The organism is Streptomyces sp. HUAS 31, assembly GCF_028198125.1.
Classification (GTDB): Bacteria; Actinomycetota; Actinomycetes; order Streptomycetales; family Streptomycetaceae; genus Streptomyces; species Streptomyces chartreusis.
This window is the reverse complement of the sequence record NZ_CP116353.1, coordinates 372,363-393,986: the sequence shown is the minus strand read 5'-3', so window position 1 is coordinate 393,986 and position 21,624 is coordinate 372,363. Positions and strand designations below refer to the sequence as shown.

Genomic DNA, 21,624 nt, shown 5'->3' with positions numbered 1-21,624 from the left:
GGCAAGATCAGCAGGGCAGTTGACGGACCGGCAGGCACGACCGGGCGCACGGACCACACGTCCGGACGCGCGCCGAGACCGACGGGGAAGGCAGGAGAGAGCGTGACGGAACCGCTGGAGAAGCGCCTGGAGAAGGCGATGGCCGAGCTCCAGGCCGCCCAGGAGGCGGTCGCGCGCACCGAACGCGAGCTGCGACAGGCGTCGTTCGCGGTCCTCTCCTCCGACCGCGCGGTCCGCGCCACCGTGGGCCCGCAGGGCGAACTGTCCGGGATCGAGTTCCTGGAGAACAAGTACCGCGACATGTCCCCCCAGGAGCTGGCCGCCAGCGTCCTGGAAGCGGCGAACGCGGCACGCCTGAAGATGAACCGGCATGTGATGAAGGCGATGGCGCCCTTCACGGAACCCAGCAGCGACGTGCCGGAGCTGAAGGGCTTCGAACTGGACTGGGAGCGGATCTTCGGCCCCGAGGTACTGCGCGACGACGACGAGGACACCGCACGCGACGACCGGGCCACCCCCGCCTGGCGGGACGCGCTCGGCGAGGACGGGGAGGACTGATGGGACAGCGCTACTACGTCGACCCGAACCGCATCGAGGCCCTGGCCAGGCAGCTCGAGGAGATCGGCACCCTGGCCAAGGGCATCACCGAGGAGTTCCTCGACGACCTGGCGCCCACGGTCAGCTGGCCCGGCACCGAGGGCGACTTCGCCGAGAAGGCCAAGCCGCAGGAGCAGAAGGAACGGCAGACCACCAAGGAGACGATGATGTCCATCCGCGACGCGGTCGTGGGCATCACCGACGCCACCGTCAGCCAGGTCCGCATGATGAAGGACACCCGCGACCGCAACATCGAGGACGTCGAGCGGGTCAACAACCGCATCGAGACCGATGGGCTGACCGGTGACGGCCCGGGCGGGCATGGGCGTCGCTGACCTCCGCACCGCCGGCCGCTCCCGCACCACGCCGGGAGCGGCCGCTCCGTCCTGCCCGCTCGACTCCCAGGACGGCCCCCGATGAGCATCAAGGCATCGCCCGAGGTCAACGCGATGATCTTCATCCTCACCGGGGAGAAGCTCATCGACGCCGACGAGGACCTCGCCTACGAGAGCCGCCGGCCCTACTCCGGCCTCGGCCGCAAGGTGGACCGGCTGTCCTCGCTGATCGACAAGTCGGTCCACGACATCGCCGAGGTGATGCCGGACGACCTGTCCAAGTCGTACGCCAAGGCGATGGGCATGCTCATCGACGACGGCGGCAAGAACTACCTGCGGGAGTTCGCCGAGCAGCTCGACAAGATCGCCGAGGGCCGGCGCAAGACCTCCATGGACATCATGGAGTCCAAGTGGCAGGTCATCGCCGAGGTCATCCGGCTGCTCATCGAGATCGCCATCTACCTGGCCATGTCCTTCTTCACCGGTGGCGCCTCGGCCAGCCAGATCATGATGGCCAAGCTGCGCAGCCGGTTCCTCATCCTCACCACCCTCACCCACCTGCTCCAGCGGTTGCACCTGGCGCCCTCGCTGACGGAGGCGTTCGCCGAGGCGTTCACCACCTTCGCCGTGCGGCTGGCGATGATGAACTTCGCCCCGAACGGCCGCCGACCCGACGGCTTCGACTGGAACGACATCCTGAAGTCCGCCGCGTTCGGCGCCGCCGCGGGCTTCCTCACCAGCATCTTCGACGACATCGCGAAGAAGATCGTCAAGAGCTGGGACAACAACTTCCTCAAGAACGGGCCCGACCTCGACTTCAAGCCCAACCCCAACCTGAAGAACACCCCGAACCCCGAGTTCAAGAACAACGGCCCCGGTCCCAACCTCAAGCCCGATCCCGACCCCGGGCCCAGCCCGAAGGACAGGCCGGACCCCGTTCCGAACGCGAACGGCCCGAACTCCAACGGCCCGGGGCTCACGAACAACCCGCCGGTGACCTTCCGGAACAACCCGCTCTCCTTCCGGAACAACCCGAACCTGTGGCGCAACAACCAGATCCTGCGCAACAACGCCGACCGGCCGGGCGCACTGGCCGGGCACTACGGGATCAAGGGGACGTCCGACTTCCTGGCCGCCGGCGCCGGCGAGGCACTCGCGGAGATCCTGATCAAGGGCGCTTTCGACGGCGACTGGTCCACCAGCTGGTCCACCTTCGTCGGCGCGGGCATCAGCAGCCAGGTCGAGGCCACGCTCACCGACACCGCCCTCAACAGCGGCGCCGAACTGCGCCACGTCATAGACAAGTTGCGCAACCAGCCGCCCACCGTCTCCGCCGACACCGGTGACACGGGCGGCGACACCAGGGACTCCGACACCAGGAACACCGCCGACCCCTCACGCACCCAGGACGGCGACGGCCCCGACCGCACCGGCGGCCCCTCGAACACGGACCTGACCGGCGGCGCCGGCTCCACGCGTACGTCCACCACGCCCCGTTCCGTGGACAGCCCGCCGCCGTACACGAGCCAGGACCCTCCGCTCTACAGCACCCAGGACCCTCCGCCGTACTCCCCGGGCTCGTTGCCCGCGACTGCCGCCGAGAACGCCCTGTGGCAGCAGGTCCACAACGGCCCGGCCGACGTGCGCGAGCAGGCCCTGCACGACATCGCCGCCCTGCGCGGCACCCAGGCGCCCGGCAACGCGGAGATCGACGTCCGCGACAGCCTGCACGGCAACCTCTCGCAGGTGCCGGAGGTCCGCGTGGTGCCCGCCGGGGACGGCCCGGCGCTCCAGGTCGACGCCGACGAGGTCCGTCGCGCGCTGGACGGCTTCGGCACACCGACGACGGTGGAGGACTCGCTCGGCGGGCTGGGGTCCTCGGAGAGCGACACCACCGGCACGTCGGTTGGGAGTGTCCAGAAGGGTGGCGACGGCAACGGCACTTCGGATGTGATCTCCCCGAACGGTGGCGACGGCAACGGCACTTCGGATGTGATCCTCCCGAACGGTCGTGACGGCTACAGCACTTCGGACGTGACCGTCCAGAACAGCGCGGACGGGACAGCCGAGCAGGAGGCGCCGAGCCAGGTCGGCGGCAACCCTGTCGCGTCCAATGGCTCCCAGCCCGCGCCCGGGACCAACACTGGCGCCCGGCCGGGCGGTGCGGCCACGCCGGGAGGTACCACCCAGACTCCCTCGGGTTCGCAGTCCCAAGGCACCCGCACGCCGGAATCCACGGCGATGCCGGACGGTCCGCAGATCACGCAGGACGGTTCCGCGCAGCCCTCCGTGACCTCGGAAACGTCCTCCGCTCCGGAGACCACGTCCTCCCCGGCGGAGAATTCCTCCGAGAACGTCCCCACCCCGCACACCGACATCACCGACGCTCCGCCGAAGGTGAGCACCACCGGGTCCTACGCCGACACCGGCGACGTAAGCCAGGCGCCACCGCTGACGATCGTCGTCTCGGACGGGGCGATGCCGGGGGAGGGGTCCCCGGAGGCCGCCGACCTGCTGGACCGGGCCGGGGCCGACCGGGTCGTCGTGCTGGGACCGGCGGTCACGCCGGACGGGGCGGGGCGGCCGGTTCGCGCCGCCGTCGAGCTCACGCGGGAGGGACCGGGCGCGCCGGTCCGCGTACGCCCGCTCACCGGCCCTGCGCCGACGCCCGACGACACCACTGCGGCCACGGTCCCGACCGAGACGGCCTTCCCCGGCGCGGACATCCTGCTTCCGCTCGCCGACGCCCTCGGCCCCGCGCCCCGCCCCGCCACCCAGGGCACCGTGACGACCGACGGCGACCCGGTGAGCACCTCCACCGTCGCGCCGCCCAAGAAGGTGCTCACCGAGTCCTCAACACCCCTGCACAGCAACGGAATCACCTCCGATTCCACGGTCTCCACCCTCCCCGCCGCGTCCAAACTCGCCACCCTGTCCCGCCCCTGGACCGAGACGGCCACCGACCTGCACCTGGAGTCGCAACACACCAACGGCACCGGCGGCAACGCGCCCGGCACCGGTGGCGGACGAGGACCCGGCGACGACGGCACCCCGCCCCCACCCGGGACGCAGGACACGAGCACGCCCGCGCTCGCCGTGGCAGTCCCGCCGCAGGGCCGCGTCATCGTGCGGCCGACGGACGCCGTAGACACCGAAGCCACCTCCGGCGACGGCAACACCCCCACCCGTGAGCCGGCGGTCACCACTCTGGACGGCCACTCGGTCCCGCTGGCGCAGTTGCGGCGCTGGGTGCCGGGGTCCGTCGTAAAGCCGCAGCCTGGGCGGGCCGTTCAGACGCTGACCATCTCGCAGAGCCCCGCCGAGGACGGTACGTCGCGTGCCGCGGGCCGTCGGGCGCTGCTCGGCCAGGACACCTTCCGCGGGGTGCGCACCACTTCGGGTCCGACCCCGTCGGCCCCGCCCCGCACGGTGTTCACCGGACCACCGGCCGCCCTCCCCGGGGCCGGCACCGACCAGGGTGCCGACTACTTCGTGGGGCACGGCACGGCGCGTACCGTCACGCTGGGCACCGAGGACGCGGCACGCCCCACCGTCAAGGTCAGCGGTGTGCAGCTCGGCGAGGTGCTCAAGTCCTGGGCGCAGGCCGGCGATCAGCAGCGGCCGCTCGTGCTGTTCTCCTGCGAGACCGGCCGGCAGCCGCTGGTGGCGGGGCTGCCGGTGGCCCAGCACGTGGCGAACCGCACCGGACGGCCCGTGTACGCCCCGACCACCGAGGTCGGCACGGCCCGGGACCGGGACGGCGACGTCCGCGCGGTACTCACCGAGGGCGCGGACGGGCCGGGACGCTGGCGGCTGTTCACCCCGGAGCCCGGCGGCGCCGACCTGGACGCGCTGGCCCGCGACGCCGGTCTGCACACGGGCCCGGAGCCGGCCGACGCCTTCGCCCGGGCCCGTACTCTCCAGCAGATCCGCACCCTGCGCGACGCGCTCGGCCCGGACGCCGAACAGAAGCCGGAGAACCGGGAGTTGCTCGCCGGGCTGGCGTACGTGGACGGTCTGCGCTGGCTCAGTCCGGACACCGCGGCCCGCTACGGCGACGGCCGGATGACGCCGGACCTGCTGCGCCGGATGGTCAGCGACCGGCACGGCGGCACGGTCGATCCGGCGACCGGACCGACGACGGAGCAGTACACCGATTTTCTGCGCGCTGCGGCCGAGTTGCGTTCCACCGCCGGACCCGACACCACACTCGACGACCTGCTGCCCCCGCCGCCGCCCGCGCTCCCGCCGGGCACCCTGGTCTCGCCGGAGGACGTGCGCGGGCTCGGCTACGCGCCGTCTGCGCAGATCACCTGGTCGCTCTCCAGCACCCCGCTGCCGCTGTCCGAGCTGAACCTGAGCGCCGAGGACACCGCCGAACTCGCGCGGCGCAGGCCCGACCTGGCGCCCACGCCGAGCCGCCCGGAGAGCCTCGCCGAGGATCTGACCCTGTTCAGCAAGGACGCCACGACCGCGGACGGCGTGCGGGCGGACGGCCGGAACTTCCGGCGGCTGGACACCCCCGGCGGCGGCAACTGCCTGTTCCGGGCACTGCTCGACAGCGCGCGCAGCCAGGACGTACCGCCGGCTTGGGCCGCGCGCAACGTCGCCGGGCTGCGCGGACTGCTGCGTGACCGGATCACCGGGTCCGAACTGGCCGCCGCGGCGGCCGAGGCCACCCCGGACCCGGTGCTCGCCGTGGTGGACGACCTGCGGATGACCGCGGTCGCAGGGGTGCGGAACCCCGACGCGCAGCGCAGGATCACTCAGCGCTGGAACGGCATCGCGCAGGCCGTCGTCAATGACGGTGACGCCCGGCGGTGGCGGCGCATCCTCCGTGACAGCGGCTATCCGCAACTCGCCGGGATCGCGCCCACCCCCGCAGACGCACGTCGGCTCGGCACCGAGGGACTCATCGCCGCGGCGGCCGAACACGCCGCGCTGTGGGCCTCCCCGTTCGCCGACGTGCTCCCGCAGGCGCTGGCCCACACCCTCGACCTCGATCTGCGCCTCGTCCAGGCCGACCCGCACGCACCGGCCAACGCCCTCGTCACCCCTCTCCATCCCGGCGGCAGCGGCGGCACCCTGCACCTGGCCTACAACGGCACCGACCACTTCGACGCCCTGGTCCCGGCCACCGCCCCGCTCACCCCCGTACCGGACACAGTCACGCCCCTCGCGGACCCGGCCACCGACGAGCCGGAAGGCGACGATCCCTTCGGTGAGTGGCTGCGCGGCATGGGCGGGATCACCGACCTCGACAGCCCCGGCACCGAGATCCCCGACCGGGGCGACCCGGTACCGCTGGAGACGCAGCTCGAAAGGCACCGTCCGGCCCGCCTGCTGACCGGGCCGGACGCCCGGCAGCCGGGCCCGGCACCGCGTACCGTCACCTTCGAGGACGGCAGCCGGCTGCCCACCGTCCTCATCGACCCGGGCGCCGATCCGGATCCGGACGGCGGCGGCCCCGAGGCCCGCACCGACGGCGACCGAAGGGGCCGGCCGACCGGTCTCTTCGCCGGCCCCGGTGTCCTCACCCTGCGCTCGCCCGAGCAGGTCGCCGCGGAGATCCTCGGGCAGCTGCCGAAGAAGCTGCGCGACCAGTTCGACGAGGCGGAACTGCTGCGCCTGCTGACCGACCAGCCCGGCGCCTTCACCGCCCCGCGCGGCGCACGCTTCGTGGGCCGGGAGAAGTCCGGCGTCGGCCACGAGATGACCGTCGAGGCCATCCCGTACCACCGCTGGGAACGCTTCTCCGAACCGAACGGCGGCACCACCCGCGTGGACACCATGCGGCGCGGGCAGGCCGGTACGGGCGGCGGGCGCAGCGTCGGATCCGGACGCCGGATCGCCGGCGCGCTGGGCATGGGCCCGCCGCTCAACTGGCTGCTGAAGATCGGCGTCTCGCTGGGCTGGACCCGCCGCACCGACTACTCCCTCGGCACCCAGGCGTACCACCAGACCGAGCACCGCGCCCACGAGGGCTCGCACCTGCACCTGGACGACGTCCACTACCGGGTCCGGGTGGAGCGCGTCACCGAGGCCCCGAAGACCACGGGCCCGGCCACCGCGCCCGCGACGGCCCCGACTTGGCGGCGCAGCCAGGTGCACACGGCCCGGTTCGCCATGCGGGACGGACTGAGCTGGCGGCTGCCCGACGACCTCACCGTGCCGTTCAACGGACCCCGCCGGGCCCCGGAGACGCTCACCTTCCCGGACGGGACCGAGCCGCGGATGGCCGACACCACCGGACTGCACCTGGTCGACCCGCCGGAGGACATCGCCCTCGCCATCTCCGGTGCCCGGCCCGGCAGTTCGGCGCACCGCACACTGATCTCGTACGTCCGTCCGGGGCGGCTGCTCGGCCTGTTCGGGCGATTCTCCGGGCCGGTCAGCGGGCCGGAGCTGACGCGGGGGAGCGGGCAGCATCCGCTGGGGCACCTGGTCGTGGAACGGTCGATCCCGCACCGGGCCACCCTGGTCGCCGAGTCGGTCAAGGCGGAGCTGCGAGACCTCACCCAGACCACGTACCAGAACGAGCGCGGCCACGTCCGCGACACCCGCTTCGGCGTCCAGATCACCGCCGGTCCCAACTACACCCTCGTCGGCCCGGAGACCGACGTACGCCTCCAGGGCGGGCCGCTCGTCCGCGCGGACCTCAGTTCCGGGCGCGGCCACTACCTCGGCACCGACGCGGCCCGCAAGACCACCGGCCGGCTGCGCAACCACCCGGTCGCGCTCTACCGGGTGGAGCGCACGCTCATGGTGCGCAAGGCCGGCGAACCGGCGTCCGCGGCCCGCCCGGTGCGGGTGGTCAGCCTGGACTGGATCTCCACCCAGGACGCACGCCGACTGGCCGGCTGGGACAGCCGTACGCCCGGACAGACGGGCCCGAACCCGGACGCCGAACCGCCGGTGCCGTGGTACCTCACGCGGGAGGACCCGGTACACCTCAGCGGCCAGGTCCGCGCCGAGGGCTTCCGACCCGACCGCCCGCAGAACCCCGTGCCGACCCAGGGCGAGAACGGACAGCAGAACCCCGTGCCGATCCAGGGGGACAACGCACAGCAGAACCCGTCGCAGAACCAGGACGGGCAGCCCGCCCGGCCTGACCCGCTGCGCGCCTTCGCCGACTCCGTCCTCGACACGCTGCACCGCTCCTACCCGTCGCTGTTCGTGCCGCCGCTGATGCTGCGGTACCCGCGGCTGGCGCGGTTCTGGTACGGCGACGGGCGGATGCGGACCGCGCTGCACAACGACCGGCAGGTCCGCGAGGCGCTCAACCGGCCCAGCCTGGCGCAGAGTCTGGACGACCTGACCACCACCGGCGTGCCGGTCACCCTCACCGAGGACGGCAAGGTGAGCCGCGGCCATCACACGCTGATCCTGCGGGCGAGGCTCACCGACCGACGGTTCGAGACCACCATGAGCGAACGCTCGCTGCGCAACGCGGTGATCGGCACCGAGGTGTCCGGCCAAGGGCAGCAGGCCTCGATCACCCTCTCCGGCGGTGTCGAGCTTGGCATCTCCCCGCGCGACCACGACAAGGTGCCCGAGGCAGGGGTGCCGCGGCAGACCGGCAACGTGTCCGTGGGCGCCCGCTACGCCAAGACCGACCAGAAGGCCACCCGAAGCACGGCCGCTGTCACCCACGACCACCTGATGTTCCAGAACGGCGCCGACCTCTACAGCTACCAGGTGGAACTGGGCGCCTCCTTCGAGGGACACCGCCGCCCGCGCGGCTGGGCCCGGCTCGCCTCGCTCGGCCTCCTCGGCGCCGGCGTCTTCGTCAGCAAGGTCGAGGAGCGCCCGCTGTTCAACCGGGGCAGCGAGACCGTGGGCCGCGTGGAGCTGGCCGTGCCCGCGGCGCACGCCTCCGAACGGCACGCCCCCGCCGACCCACCGCCCACCGGACCCGTACCGGCGCCCGTGCGGCTCTCCGCCGTCGAGGCCGACCAACTCCTCGACGGCACCCGCCCGTTGCCGAGGACGGACCCGGCGAGCCAACGTCTCGTCCGCAGGCTGCTGCGCGCCCCGCACGTGGTGCTCAGCACCGAGGGCGGCGCCCAGCGCCAGCAGCTGGTACAGGACACCGCCGACCGCGCCTCCGGCACCTCCTGGCACGTCAGCGCGCCCGGCGCCCCGGTGCGCAGCGCGCTGCGCCGGGCGATGGCAAACCTTCACGTGGCCGGTCAACTCGGCCAGTACCTGGGCCCGTTCGGCTCCCGCATCACAGGACTCAACGGCGCCGGACCGCTTCAGACCCACTACCTGAAGGCCGCGGTCCGCGGCGAACTGGACAACCTGCGGGTCAAGAGCGACCCGAAGGCGGCCAGCCTCGAGGCGACCATCGGCAACGAGCACCGGGTGGCCGGCAGCGCGAGCACCGTCTCGCGCACCACCCTCGGCGTCCAGGGCGCCGACATGCCGCTCCAGCAGGCACCCGGCGGACCGGCCGTGGTCGGCTCCTACTCGACCGCCCTCCAGTACGCCTGGGGCAAGGGCCGCAGCGTCGCCCAGACCCTCACCCGGGGACGCAACACGACCCTCACCTACGCCGGCCGGATGTACCTGGTGGTCGCCGACGCCGCCGAGACCGTCGCCGTACGGGACCGCTGGACGGCCGCGATGGGCACCGTGGGCACCCGCGTCGGCGCCGGGATCAGCTCCGCCGCCGGACGACTGTCCGAGGGCCTCGGCCGCGCACTCGCCCCGCGCCGGGCCGCCGCCGCGCTCCAACGGGTACGCGACGCCGTGATGTTCCACCTGCCCATGCAGGACGTCATCGAGGCCGGGCTCGCCCCCGACGGCCTCGGCACCGACACCCCGCGCAACCTCGGCCGCGGCTACCGCGTGCCGCCCTTCCTGCGCGGCCGACGCTTCCCCGGCCACCCGAGCGGCCAGCTCGACGCGAGCCATGCCGCCCAGCAGCTCATGGGACGGATGACGAAGATCGGCGTGTCCTCGCACGACCGGGAACAGGTCCTCCAGCGGCTCTCCCCGGACTTCCTGCGCGCCCATCTGCACGAGCTGACGACCGACGGAATGACCCTGCCGGTGCGCTACCGCACCTGGCGCAGCCCGAGCCGGCTGCCGGTCGGCGGCAGCCCCGCACAGGTCCGGTTCAAGCTGACCCCGGTCACCACCACCGTGGAACGGCTGCGCACCGGCTTCGAGCTGGAGGACTACCGCACCACCGCCCGCGACAACTCCGGCAGCTCCTCCCAGGACCGCGGCGCCGATGTCACGCTCGCCACCGGTCAGCGCGCGGCGGAGAGCGGAATCCTCCTCGCCAACCCCTCGCTCCAGGGCACGGCCGCCAAGCAGCGCTCCAGCACCCGGACCGAGACAACCGGCAACACCTCGATGCCGAACATCGCCACCACCCAGGCGCACGCCGAGATCGTCACCAGCTACATCCTGACCGTCACCATGACCGACGCCTCGGGCGAAGCGCTGTCTCCCCGGGCCGTGACGTCGGTCGGCACGCTCAACGAGATCGTCCCGGCCGGCCTGCTCACCCCCACCGATGACGGCACCGACGGCATGCTCACCGAGGAGGACGTGCCCGAACCGGAGCGCGCGGTGCAGATGCTGACCGCCGATCAGGCACGTCCGCAGGGCATCGCCGCCTGGCGGAGCGGAGACGACGGCACCGGTAACGCCGACCCGGACGTGCTGCCCTTCGACGACCGCATCGGCTCCGGCATCCTCGCCGTCGACATCCGGGGCGCGGCCAACGTGCAGGACGCCCTGACCCTCGCCACCGCCCGCGCCGACGGCATGGGCGACAGCGACCTCGGCCGCCGCCACACCGGCAACGTCCTCACCGAACGCGTGCGCATGGCCCGTCTCACCCCGCTCACCGGCCTCGGCACCGCCCCCGCGCAGGCCCAGCAGGAGGCCACCACACAGGTCGGCCTCACCTCCGGCTTCCGCGAGGCCCTCGGCACGAACGGTTCACAGCTCCCCGCCCAGGCGTCCGCCCGCCTCTTCGGCCAGTCCCACACCGCCGACTCCCGCCTCTACGCGAAGATGCACCGCACCGGCGCCCGGCTGCTCGCCGTCGAGAACAAACCGCGTATGGAGGCCATGCAGCGCTCCAAGACCTCCGACGCGCTGGAGGCCGGTATCACCGACAACGTCGAGGGTGTGGTCGGCACCTCGCCGCTCGCGGGCAACAGCAACGCGGGCGTCACCAACCCGGGCGCCTCGGTCCCGATCGGCGGCTCGAACGACGGCACCGGCCTCAAGGGCACCGTCGACACCACCCTCGGCACTCACCTCAAGGTCGTCACCGACCGCAGCATGCTCTTCGCGATCCCGGTGAGCTGGCTGTCCGTGGCCGAAGTGGACCACCACCTCACCGACAGCCGCCCGCTGCACGCGCTCGGCAAGGCGAAACGCGGCCCACGCGCCGCCGAGGCCGAGACCACCGCCCTGGTCTGGCTCCGCGAGGACATCGCCCGCGACTACGGCCTCCTGGACGACACCACCTTCCCCGATGAGGTCGGCGCGGCCTGGGACGCCATGGCCAAGGCGGCCGGCGACCTCGCCGCCGCCGAGAAGGGCTATTACGACGCCCGGGCGAGGGCCCGCGAGACCTGGCTGGACCTGACCGCGGACGAACAGGCCGCACTCGGCGACGACCAGCCCGACCTGCCGACCGTCCTGCCGCAGTCCGTGGCCCAGTCCCCGGCCGTCGCCGCCTGGCAGGCCGCCCGCGAGGAGGTCCGCCGCTGGCAAGGACACACCGATGCCGCCGCCGCGGACCACCACCGGCTGCACCTCGCGGCATCCCGCCTCACCGCCCACCACCAGGGCCGGGCGACGGTCCAGGTGCCCGACCGGGCGCAGGAGTACACCGAGCCGGCCTGGCGCTCCGAGGCACCCGAGCCGTACCGGATCACCGAGGCCACCGACTCCGCCCCGCGCACCCTCACCTCGCCCGACGGCACCACGGTGCGCGAGGTGCACGACATGCCGCACGACGGCGCCTCGTTCTTCCACGCCCTGATCGCCGTCGCCCAGGACCGCGGCCGGCTGCCCCACCTCCTCGGCAGCGACCTCGCGGCCCGGTTCACCGCCGCCCCCGGCGACCCGGCCCTCACCGAACGGGCCGTGCGGGCCGCCCGTAACCGCCTCGCCTGGGAGCTGGGCGAGAACCGCAACGAGGACCTGCTCGACACCCTCGCCCTCGACGCCGCGGACACCTTCACCCAGGACGAACTCGACTTCGCGCAAGTGCGGCTGACCCCCGCCCAGCAGGCCGAGTTCGACGCCTTCGGCCGTCTCCCGCAGACGCTCTGGCCGACCCCCGGGCAACGGGTGGCGCTGGCCACCGCCGCCATGCTCCGGCCGTTCACGAGCGAGCCGCCGCGGAGCAGCGCCGCACAGCCCGCCCCGCCGGACCGCCGCGCCGGCGACCACGGCGGCGCCGACCTGCTGCCCGCCCTCGCCGCCCGGCTCCTCGGCACCCCGGTCACCGTCGTGACCGGCGAGGGCCGCGAGCAGCGCTTCCTCCCGCACGGCACCGACCCGGCCGCCGTAGATCCGGCCGCCGACCCCGTCCTGTTCGCCGCCGGCGGCTACTTCCACGCGGCCCTCCCGCCCGGCACCCCACCCCCGGTCGCCACCCCGCTGCCTGCGCCGGCGACCACTTCCGGCACCGGCACCTCCGACACCGACCTCACCGACACCGCCGCCGCGCACCGCAGTCACACCAACCCGCCCTGGCACCCGCCCGCGGAGAGCACCGGCCCGCGCTACCGTCTCGCCCGCGACGGCGTCCTCACCGCACCGGACGGCGCCACCTACACGCAGGGCACCCCCACCGGCCGCGGCAACGGCTTCTTCGCCGCGCTCACCACCGCCCTGCACCACGCGGCCCGACAGCCCGGCCTGGACCGCCACGAGGCGACACGACTGCGCCTGCGCGCCGACGCACCGCCCGCCCAGCTGATGCGCCTGAACGGCCTGCCCGGCGCCCGCGCCGAACGCGACTCGCTGTTCGCGCCACCGCCCCTCACCGTCCGCCCGGGCGCACTCGCACCGAGCCAGGACGCCCGCGACGGACACCTGCGCCGCCATCTCGCCGAGGCCCCCTGGGGTCCCGGGGCCGACCGAGCGGTGGCCGAGTGGGCCGCCGCCGCGACGGGCACCACCGTCACCCTCGTCGAGGAGAACGGCACCGCCCACACCTACGCCGGCCCGTCCGGTGAATCCGGCCCGCACCTGCGACTCCGCCGCCGCGGCGGCGACTTCGTCCCCCTGGTCCTGCGCACCCCGGCACCCGCCCCGCCCCCGCCGGCCTCCGAGACCGTCCCGTCGCTGTCGGACCAGGACCCGGCCACCGTCCCCCTGCCCCCGTCGCCGACCGGCAGCGACCTCCCGGGCATGCCCGGGGAGGAGGAGGCGTACGACCTCAGCACGCTGTCGGGGGCGGGCGAGACGACGGACGCGGGCGCGGACTCCGACGTCGAGATGGACCTCGACTCCGGTTCCGAGGGCGAGCGGGCGGCCGTAGAGGCGAGCCCGGAGCACGCGTTCGCGGTCGGGTTCGCCGACCTGCTCGACGAGGCCGAGCTGCGGGCCGACGCCCTGCTGGACGTGGTGCGACGCCGCAATGCTCAGCTCGGCGGCTTCCCGGACGTGGCGTTCGACAGCGCGTTCACCGAGCACACCGGCATCGGCGTGCCCGAGGCCCTGGACCAGGTGGAGCAGGCCGGCCGGCTGTCGTCCGAGGAGTACGAGGCGCTGCGGGAGGCACTCGGCCTGGGGATCGGCGTCCCCTTCACGCAGACGAACCCGCCCGGCACGTCCCAGCGGGACCGCGAGGTGACGCTGCGGATGCTGGACCGGGTGGCCCGCCTGGTGAAGGAAGCGCTGCGCAAGTCGGACCGTCAGGCCGACGCCCAGGTCACCCCGCACATCGCCGTCACGGTGCTGCCGGACGGTTCGCTCGGCATCGCCGGCAACACCGGCGCGAAGGCGCTCACCGCCGACGAGGCCGCCTCGGTGGAGCAGGAACTGCGCTGGTTCGTCTCCGGACAGGAGCCCGGCGGTACGCAGCGGGTGCGGGAACTGGAGCAGTGGTCGAGGGACGAGGAGTCCCACCGGCAGTGGTCGGCGCGGATGGAGCAGGAGGAGCGGGACCTCGCCCGGCGGTCCGCCGAACAGGCGGAGCTGCGGACACGGCTGGAGGAGCAGTACGAGACGGGTGAGTGGGACGACACGCTTCAGCAGCAGTGGGACACCCTGCTGGCGGACGAGACGGCCGCCGGGCAGGAGCAGCAGCGACTGACGGAGGAGCGCCGGCGGTGGCGGCGCGACGAGCGGTGGCTGGCGCGCAGGCGGCCCGGTGTCGCACGGGACGTACGGGACCGTACGAAGCTCCGGGCGCTGGCCACCGGCTGGTACCGGCTCTACCACCCGGACTCGCCCGAACTTGACCTCGTCCAGCGGGCATTGGCGCACCCACGCATCCTCAACGTGGCAGGTCGGGACGGCACCCCGGCACCCGGGGCGCACGGCTCGGAGCACGGCGAGCTGACGCTGCTCGGGCACTGGGTCGCGCACTGGGAGAGCAACCCCGGCGACCCGAACGCGCCCCAGACGCTGCCGCTGGGCGGGTTCAAGATGGCCTGCGCCTCGTGCGACCTCGCCTACCAGGCGGTCAACGAGCACATCGGGAGCAGGCTCGGCTACCGGGTGCAGGCGGCCGGCACCCACGGAATGTTCTTCCCCGGCTGGCGCATGCCCCAGTGGATGCGGCAACGGCCGCAACTGGTGCAGCACATCAGGGACAACGCGGAGAACATCGGCGCCTACCTGGACCAGGGCGGCGTACTCCAGGGTGAGCGGACCGAGGGCACGCACGAGCAGAATCCCGCCGGGTCCTCGTCCGAGTACGAGTCCGGCGACGAGGCCATGGACACGGACGCCATGCCCGACTCCCCGGAAGCGGGCACATCGCCGCGACTGCCGCAGACCCTGTCGCCCGGTCCAGACGAGCCCACCGCCACCCCGCCGGTCCCACGAGGCCCGCGCGACAACCGGCCCCGCTTCGTGGTGCGTTCCGGCTTCGACGCCCGCCGCTTCTCGCACGACGGCGAGCCGGTCACCGACCTCACGGTGCGCCTGGCGATCCGCGGACCCGAGGGGCAGGCCGAACATGTGCGCCGCCAACTGGCCGAGGGTGTACGGCAGTTGCTCAACGACCCCGGCCACCGCCTGGCCAACGGCGACCGGCTGCATGTGACCGTCGAGCATGTGGACCCCGCCGACTCGCCCCACCTGACCGTGGACCTGGCGGGCCGGGACCGTGCGATGGACCAGACGACATGGTGGGCGGACGCGTCTCCGGCGCACCTCGTGCACGAACTCACCCATCAGCTGGGCCTGCGTGACGAGTACCGGGACGCCGACTCCCCGCACCGTCCGCACATCCCCGGCAGCCTGCTCGGCGCCCTGGACGAGCAGCCCGAGGACGCCTCGCTCATGGCCGCCGGTCTCCGAGGGCGGCACCTGGCCCTGATGAGCGCCCTGATCGGCGACGTGACGCCGCAGCCGCAGCAGGGAGACCAGACCTGGGAAGCGGCCCGTACGGCCGCCACGCCCGTCCCTCGCGAGTCGGTCTGGGTCGACCCGGTCTCGCTGCCAGGGGCCGGGTCGGTCGAGGAAGGTACCGACGTCCCTACCCGCATGCCGCAGGACGCGACGATCACCCCCTTCAAGTCGGGCAACTACGAGTTCACCAACCTGAAGCACACCAACGAGACCTACCGCGACAAGGCCGTCCGCATCATCGACCTGCTGCGCAAGCACGACACGATCCGGGACTACATCGGGGGCCGCCCCTGCCGGATCACCCTGCACCTGCGCACGACGGAGACCCCGGCCGACGTCACGGACCGCGGCGAGGCCGGGGTCGACATCAACCTCGCGAGCTACTACTTCGAGAAGTACGACATCGGCTACATCATGGGGATGCTGGCCCACGAGATCGGCCTGCACCCCCTCGCCTCCAGGAACACGAACATCCCCGACGAGGAGGAGATGTTCGCGGGCGTGCCGCTGACCGTGCCCGGACTGTCCGACCTGAGGACGCCGCGCACCATGAGCACCGAGGGCGCCGGCCAGGCCGACCACATCATGGCCGCGTTCCCCAGCAGCACCCGGCACGGGATCTACCGCGACATCGTCGTGAGGATGGCGGGCGTGCTGGCCCAGGACGCGCAGGCACGGGAGGAGGGCGCCAAGGCCAAGGACGTCACCGACCTGATCGACACGTACCTCATGGACCTGGCGACCATCGCGGTCACCAACGACCGGCGCAAGGACGCCGCCTGGGAGCCCCGCTACACGGCGAAGGTCTACAACGCCTACAAGGAGATGTTCGTCGCGCAGCTGGCCGACGACAGCCCCGTCCGCCCGCTGCTGCCCGCGGACAAGAGCTGGTACAACGTCACCGGCAACTTCCTCGGCCTGGGCACCAGCTTCACGTTCAACAACCAGGGCGACAGCATCCAGACCGGCACCGCCACCGACGAAGCCCGCCCCCGCCTTCCCCGGTCCGGCACTGAAACGGCACCGAGGCCGACCGGTACGCCACAGCGTCCCCGCGACAACCGGCCCCGCTACGTGGTGCGTTCCGGCTTCGACGCCCGCCGCTTCTCCTACGACGGCGAGCCCGTCACCGACCTCACCGTCCGAGTCGCCCTGCGCGGCACCGACACGCAGGCCGCCCAGGTGTACGACCGGCTCACGGCGGGCGTGCACGAGTTCCTGAACAACCCCGGCCACCGACTCCCCAACGGCGACCGTCTGCACGTCACCGTCGAGCTGGTCCGGCCGACGGACGCCCCGCACCTGACCGTGGACCTCGCCGGACGTGACCGGGCGATGGACCAGACGACATGGTGGACGGACGCCGACCCGGTCCAGCTCGTCCACGAGCTCACCCATCAGCTGGGCCTGCGTGACGAGTACCGGGACGCCGACTCCCCGCACCGTCCGCACATCCCGGGCAGCCTGCTCGGCGCCCTGGACGAGCAGCCCGAGGACGCGTCCCTCATGCCCGCCGGCCTCCGCGGGCGGCACCTGGCCCTCCTCGGCGCGCTCATCGGCCCCGTCACCGCACACCCTCAGCCTGAGGACCAGACCTGGGACGCGGCCCGTATGAGCACCGCACCCGTCACGCGTCAGTCCGTCTGGGTCGACCCGGTGTCCCTGCCCGGGACCGGGCCCGCCGAGACCGGGACCGACGTCCCGGCCCGTATGCCGCAGGACGGCACGCTCACTCCCTTCAAGTCGGGGAACTTCGAGTTCACCAACCTGAAGCACACCAACGAGCGGTACCGCGACAAGGCCGTCCGCATCATCGAACTCCTCGGGGACCACCCGACGATCCGGGACTACATCGGCGGCCGCCCCTGCCGCATCACCCTGCACGTGCGGACCACGGAAACCCCGGCCGACGTACGTGACCTGGGCGACGACGGCGTGCAGATCAACCTCGCGAGCTACTACTTCGAGAAGTACGACATCGGCTACATCATGGGCATGCTGGCCCACGAGATCGGCCTGCACCCGCTCGCCTCCCGGAACAGGGACATCCCCGACGAGGAAGCGATGTTCCGCGGCATTCCGCTCCCGGTGCCGGGCCTGGCGGACCTGAGGACGCCGCGCACCATGAACACCGACAGCGCGGGCCAGGCCGACCACATCATGGCCGCGTTCCCCAGCAGCACCCGGCACGGGATCTACCGCGACATCGTCCTGAAGATGGCCGACATGCTGGCCCAGGCCGCGCGGGCCGGCGTGGAGGGCGCCAAGGCCAAGGACGTCACCGACCTCATCGACTGCTACCTCATGGACGTCGCCTCCATCGCGATCACCAGCGACTACCGCATGAACGCGGCCAAGGAGCCCGGCAACACCGCCAAGGTCTACAACGCCTACAAGGCCCTGCTCGCCCAGCACATGGCCGAGGACAGCCCCGCCCGTCCCCTGCTGCCGGCCGACAAGGGGCTGTTCGGAGTCGTACGGGACTTCGCGCAGCTCGCCACCAGCCTCGCGACGAACAACCGCGGCGACAGCATCCAGCAGCCCATCGCGACGGACGAGGCCCAACCCCGGCTGCCGCGGGGCACGGAGGCGCCGCCGCAGCAGACCCCGCCCACCACACCTCGGTCGCGGGGCTCGCGCGATGGCCGTCCGCGATTCGTGGTGCGGGCCGGCTTCGACGCGAGGCGGTTCTCGTACGAGGGCGAGCCGGTCACCGACCTCACCGTGCGCCTTGCGATCCGAGGTTCGCAGGACCAGGCCGCTCAGGTACGCGACCGCCTCGCGGCCGGCGTGCGTGAGTTCCTGAACGCGCCCGCCTACCGCCTGCCGAACGGGGACCGCCTGCACGTGACCGTCGAGCACGTCGACCCGTCCGACGACCCGCAGCTGACGGTGGACCTGGCGAGCCGGGACCGAGTGATGGACCAGAACACCTGGTGGGCCGATGCCGACCCGATCCAGTTCGTCCACGAACTCACCCATCAGTTGGGCCTGCGCGACGAGTACCGGGACGCGGCATCTCCGCACCGCCCGCACGTCCCGGGCAGCCTGCTGGGCGCTCTGCACGAGTCCCCGGAGGACTCCTCACTTGCCGTAGGCGGCCTCCGCGGCCGGCACCTGGCCCTGCTCGGCGCCCTCATCGGGGACGTCACCCCTGCCCCCGACCGGGACACCGCGCAGACCTGGGACTCGGCCCGTGCCGCGGCCGTACCCGTCCCGCACAAGTCGGTGTGGGTCGACCCGGTCTCCCTGCCCGACCCGGTCTCCCTGCCCGAGTCGGCCGACGCCACGACGGCCGACGGAGTCCCGGCGCGGGTGCAGCAGGACCAGAACGCCCAACCGGCGCCCGCCTACGTGCCGTTCTCCTCGGAGAACTTCGAGTTCACCAATCTCAAGTTCACGGACGACAGGTACCTCGCCAAGGCCGTCCGCATCATGGAGCTGCTGCGCAAGCACGACACGATCCGGGACTACATCGGCGGCCGCACCTGCCGTATCACCCTCCGCGTGCGCACCACCGAGACCCCGGCCGACGTGATCGACCGTGGCACGGACGGTGTGGACATCAACCTTGCGAGCTACTACTTCGAGAAGTACGACATCGGCTACATCATGGGCATGCTGGCCCACGAGATCGGCCTGCACCCGCTCGCCTCCCGGAACACGAACATCCCCGACGAGGAGGAGATGTTCGCGGGAGTCCCGCTCGCCGTACCGGGCCTGACGGACCTGAAGACGCCGCGCACGATGAGTACCGAGGGCGCCGGGCAGGCCGACCACATCATGGCCGCGTTCCCCAGCAGCACCCGGCACGGGATCTACCGCGACATCGTCGTGGCGATGGCACGGATCCTGGCGCAGGACGCGGCGAACGGCGTGCAGAACGCGCAGGCCAGGGACGTCACGGACCTGATCGACTGCTACCTGATGGACCTCGCCTCGATCGCGGTGACCAACGACCACCGGATGCAGGCGGCGACGGAGCCCGGCTACACGGCCAAGGCCTTCAACGCCTACAAGCAAGCGCTCCTCGCCCAGTTGCCTTCCGACTCCCCGCTCCGGGCCCTCCTTCCGTCGGACAAGAGCATGTTCGGCGTGATGAACGACTTCCGTCGCATCGGCACCTACATCGCGATCAACAACCGCGGAGACAGCATCCAGCAGACCGACCCGACCTGATCGCGTCGGCCTTCGTCAGCCGCCCGCGGTGACCTGGTCCAGCGGCAGCCACAGGGTGGTGTTGGTGGCCGGGCCGACGTTCGTCTGGCGTACCCGGGTCAGTTCGGCGTCGGTCAGGGCCCGGTTCCAGACGCGGACCTCGTCGATGCGGCCGGTGAAGAACGCCCGGCTGTCCATCCGCTGGCCGATGTGCACGCCGAACGGTGAGTTGCGGCTGACGGATCCGGCCACGTCGGCCGTGCTGATCGCCCTGCCGTCGATGAACATGGTGAGCCGCCCCCCTCCGCGACGCAGTGCGAGGTGGTGCCACTGGCCGTCGTTGTGCGCGGCGGTGGTGCTGACGGACGCGGACCGCACGGCCGTCGCGCCGCTGCGCACCGTCATCAGTCCGCGCACCCGGTTGTTCTCGGGTTCGCCGCGCAGCCAGAACTGCGGCTGGTTGCCGCCGATGCCGCCCATCCACAGCAGCGGCTGCTCGCCGGTCCGGCTGGTGTAGCGGAACCACAGGGAGGCGGTGAAGCTCTGGGTGCCGAGCTCGAGCTGGTTGCGGAACGGCAGACGTACGGCGTCGTCGGTGCCGTCGAAGGACAGGGCGCCGCCGAACCGGCCGGTCACGGGCGCCGCGCCGCCCAGTACGCTCGCTCGCTGGGCCGACGGGGCACGGTCGGCGGTGGTCGGGTCGGCGCCTCGACGCGGCTTGAGCCACTCCTCGTTGAAGCGGGCGAAGCGGATCTCGTCGCGGGCGTCGACGGTGCCGCCCTCGTACATCAGCCCCACCACGTCGCCGCCGATGTGCACCATGTCGGAGTAGCCCGACCAGTCCTGGGTGACCACGGTGCCGCGGTCCACGCTGTCCCAGGTGCTGCCGCCGTCGTAGGAGGATCGGATCATCATGGTCCGGCGGCGGTCCGGGTCGCCGGGGCAGGACAACAGCAGGCGGCCACCGGCGAGTTGCAGCGTCGAGCCCTGGACCTGGGGGGTGTACAGGCTCGGGAGGGGACGGAACCGGGAGGTGAAGCTGTCCCCGCCGTCCGTGCTGAAGGTCTGGGTGCGGTGGCCCAGATCGGTGCCGTCCTGCTCGCGACCGCTGACCAGGATGGCACCGTCGGTGCGCTCGCTGATGGTGAGTTCGGACGGCTTCTGGTGGAAGGTGCCGTCCGTGGCGATGGGCCAGGTGTCGGTGGCACCGCGGCGCCAGGTGGTGCCGCCGTCGTCGCTGACGATGAGGGCCGCGTGGTTGGCGGAGACCCGACTGCCGTTCCAGGTCTCGGCGTTGACGCCGAAGACCAGCCGGCCGGCGTGGCCGCCGCGGGTGAGCTGGATCCCGTGCACGGGGCCGCTGGCGTACCAGGAGTTCCAGCTCGCGGGCAGGATCTGCGAGCTCAGGTTGCGCGGCCGGGTCCAGGTGCGGCCGTCGTCGTCGCTGTACTGGAGGTGCGGGGTGCGGTTGCACGGGACGGCACAGCTGGAGCCGTCCGGACTCGCCGTGTTGTGTGTCTGCGGCAGCAGGACGCGGCCGGTCTCCCGGTCCACGATCGGTGCCGGGTTGCCGCGGGTGTTGCCGGCGCCGTCGGTGACGACCTGGAGCGGTCCCCAGGTGCGGCCGCCGTCGGTCGAGCGTTTCATCACGATGTCGATGTCGCCGGCGTCACCGCACGTGGCGTGTCGGCCCTCGGCGAAGGCGAGGAGCGTGCCCTGGTTGGTCTGGACGACGGCCGGGATCCGGAAGCACGAGTAGCCGCCGGGATCCTGTGACGCCCTGAAGATCACCCGCTGCTCGAAGAGCGGTACGGCCTTGGCGGGTTGGGCGTGGGCGGGGCCCACGAGGGCCGCCGCGGTCGCCAGGACCACGCCTGCGGCGAGGTCGGCCTTCAGGTGTGCGCGAAGCCTCGACGGCATGAAGCGGCCCTTCGTTGTGCCTCTCGTCTGAACATCCCACGTACCA

General features: G+C 72.5%; 4 protein-coding genes. 3 read left to right on the top strand and 1 reads right to left on the bottom strand.

Annotated elements, in window-relative coordinates:
- Nucleotides 1-102 precede the first annotated feature (102 nt).
- From PGH47_RS01690 to PGH47_RS01680, 3 genes are all read left to right on the top strand, one after another.
- Nucleotides 103-558, top strand: a complete 456-nt coding sequence (locus PGH47_RS01690; protein ID WP_271661866.1) for a YbaB/EbfC family nucleoid-associated protein — start codon at nucleotides 103-105, stop codon at nucleotides 556-558.
- Nucleotides 558-932 carry a hypothetical protein gene (locus tag PGH47_RS01685; RefSeq protein WP_271661865.1) on the top strand — a complete coding sequence of 125 codons (375 nt, stop codon included), beginning with the start codon at nucleotides 558-560 and terminating at the stop codon, nucleotides 930-932. The genes PGH47_RS01690 and PGH47_RS01685 overlap by 1 nt, the downstream gene beginning before the upstream one ends.
- A gap of 81 nt (nucleotides 933-1,013) precedes the next feature.
- Nucleotides 1,014-19,679 (top strand): WXG100-like domain-containing protein, encoded by an 18,666-nt coding sequence (locus PGH47_RS01680; RefSeq protein ID WP_271661864.1) that lies wholly within the window; start codon nucleotides 1,014-1,016, stop codon nucleotides 19,677-19,679.
- A gap of 15 nt (nucleotides 19,680-19,694) precedes the next feature.
- On the opposite strand, the gene PGH47_RS01675 is transcribed toward PGH47_RS01680, so the two are convergent.
- Nucleotides 19,695-21,578 (bottom strand): sialidase family protein, encoded by a 1,884-nt coding sequence (locus tag PGH47_RS01675; protein WP_271661863.1) that lies wholly within the window; start codon nucleotides 21,576-21,578, stop codon nucleotides 19,695-19,697.
- Nucleotides 21,579-21,624 lie beyond the last annotated feature (46 nt).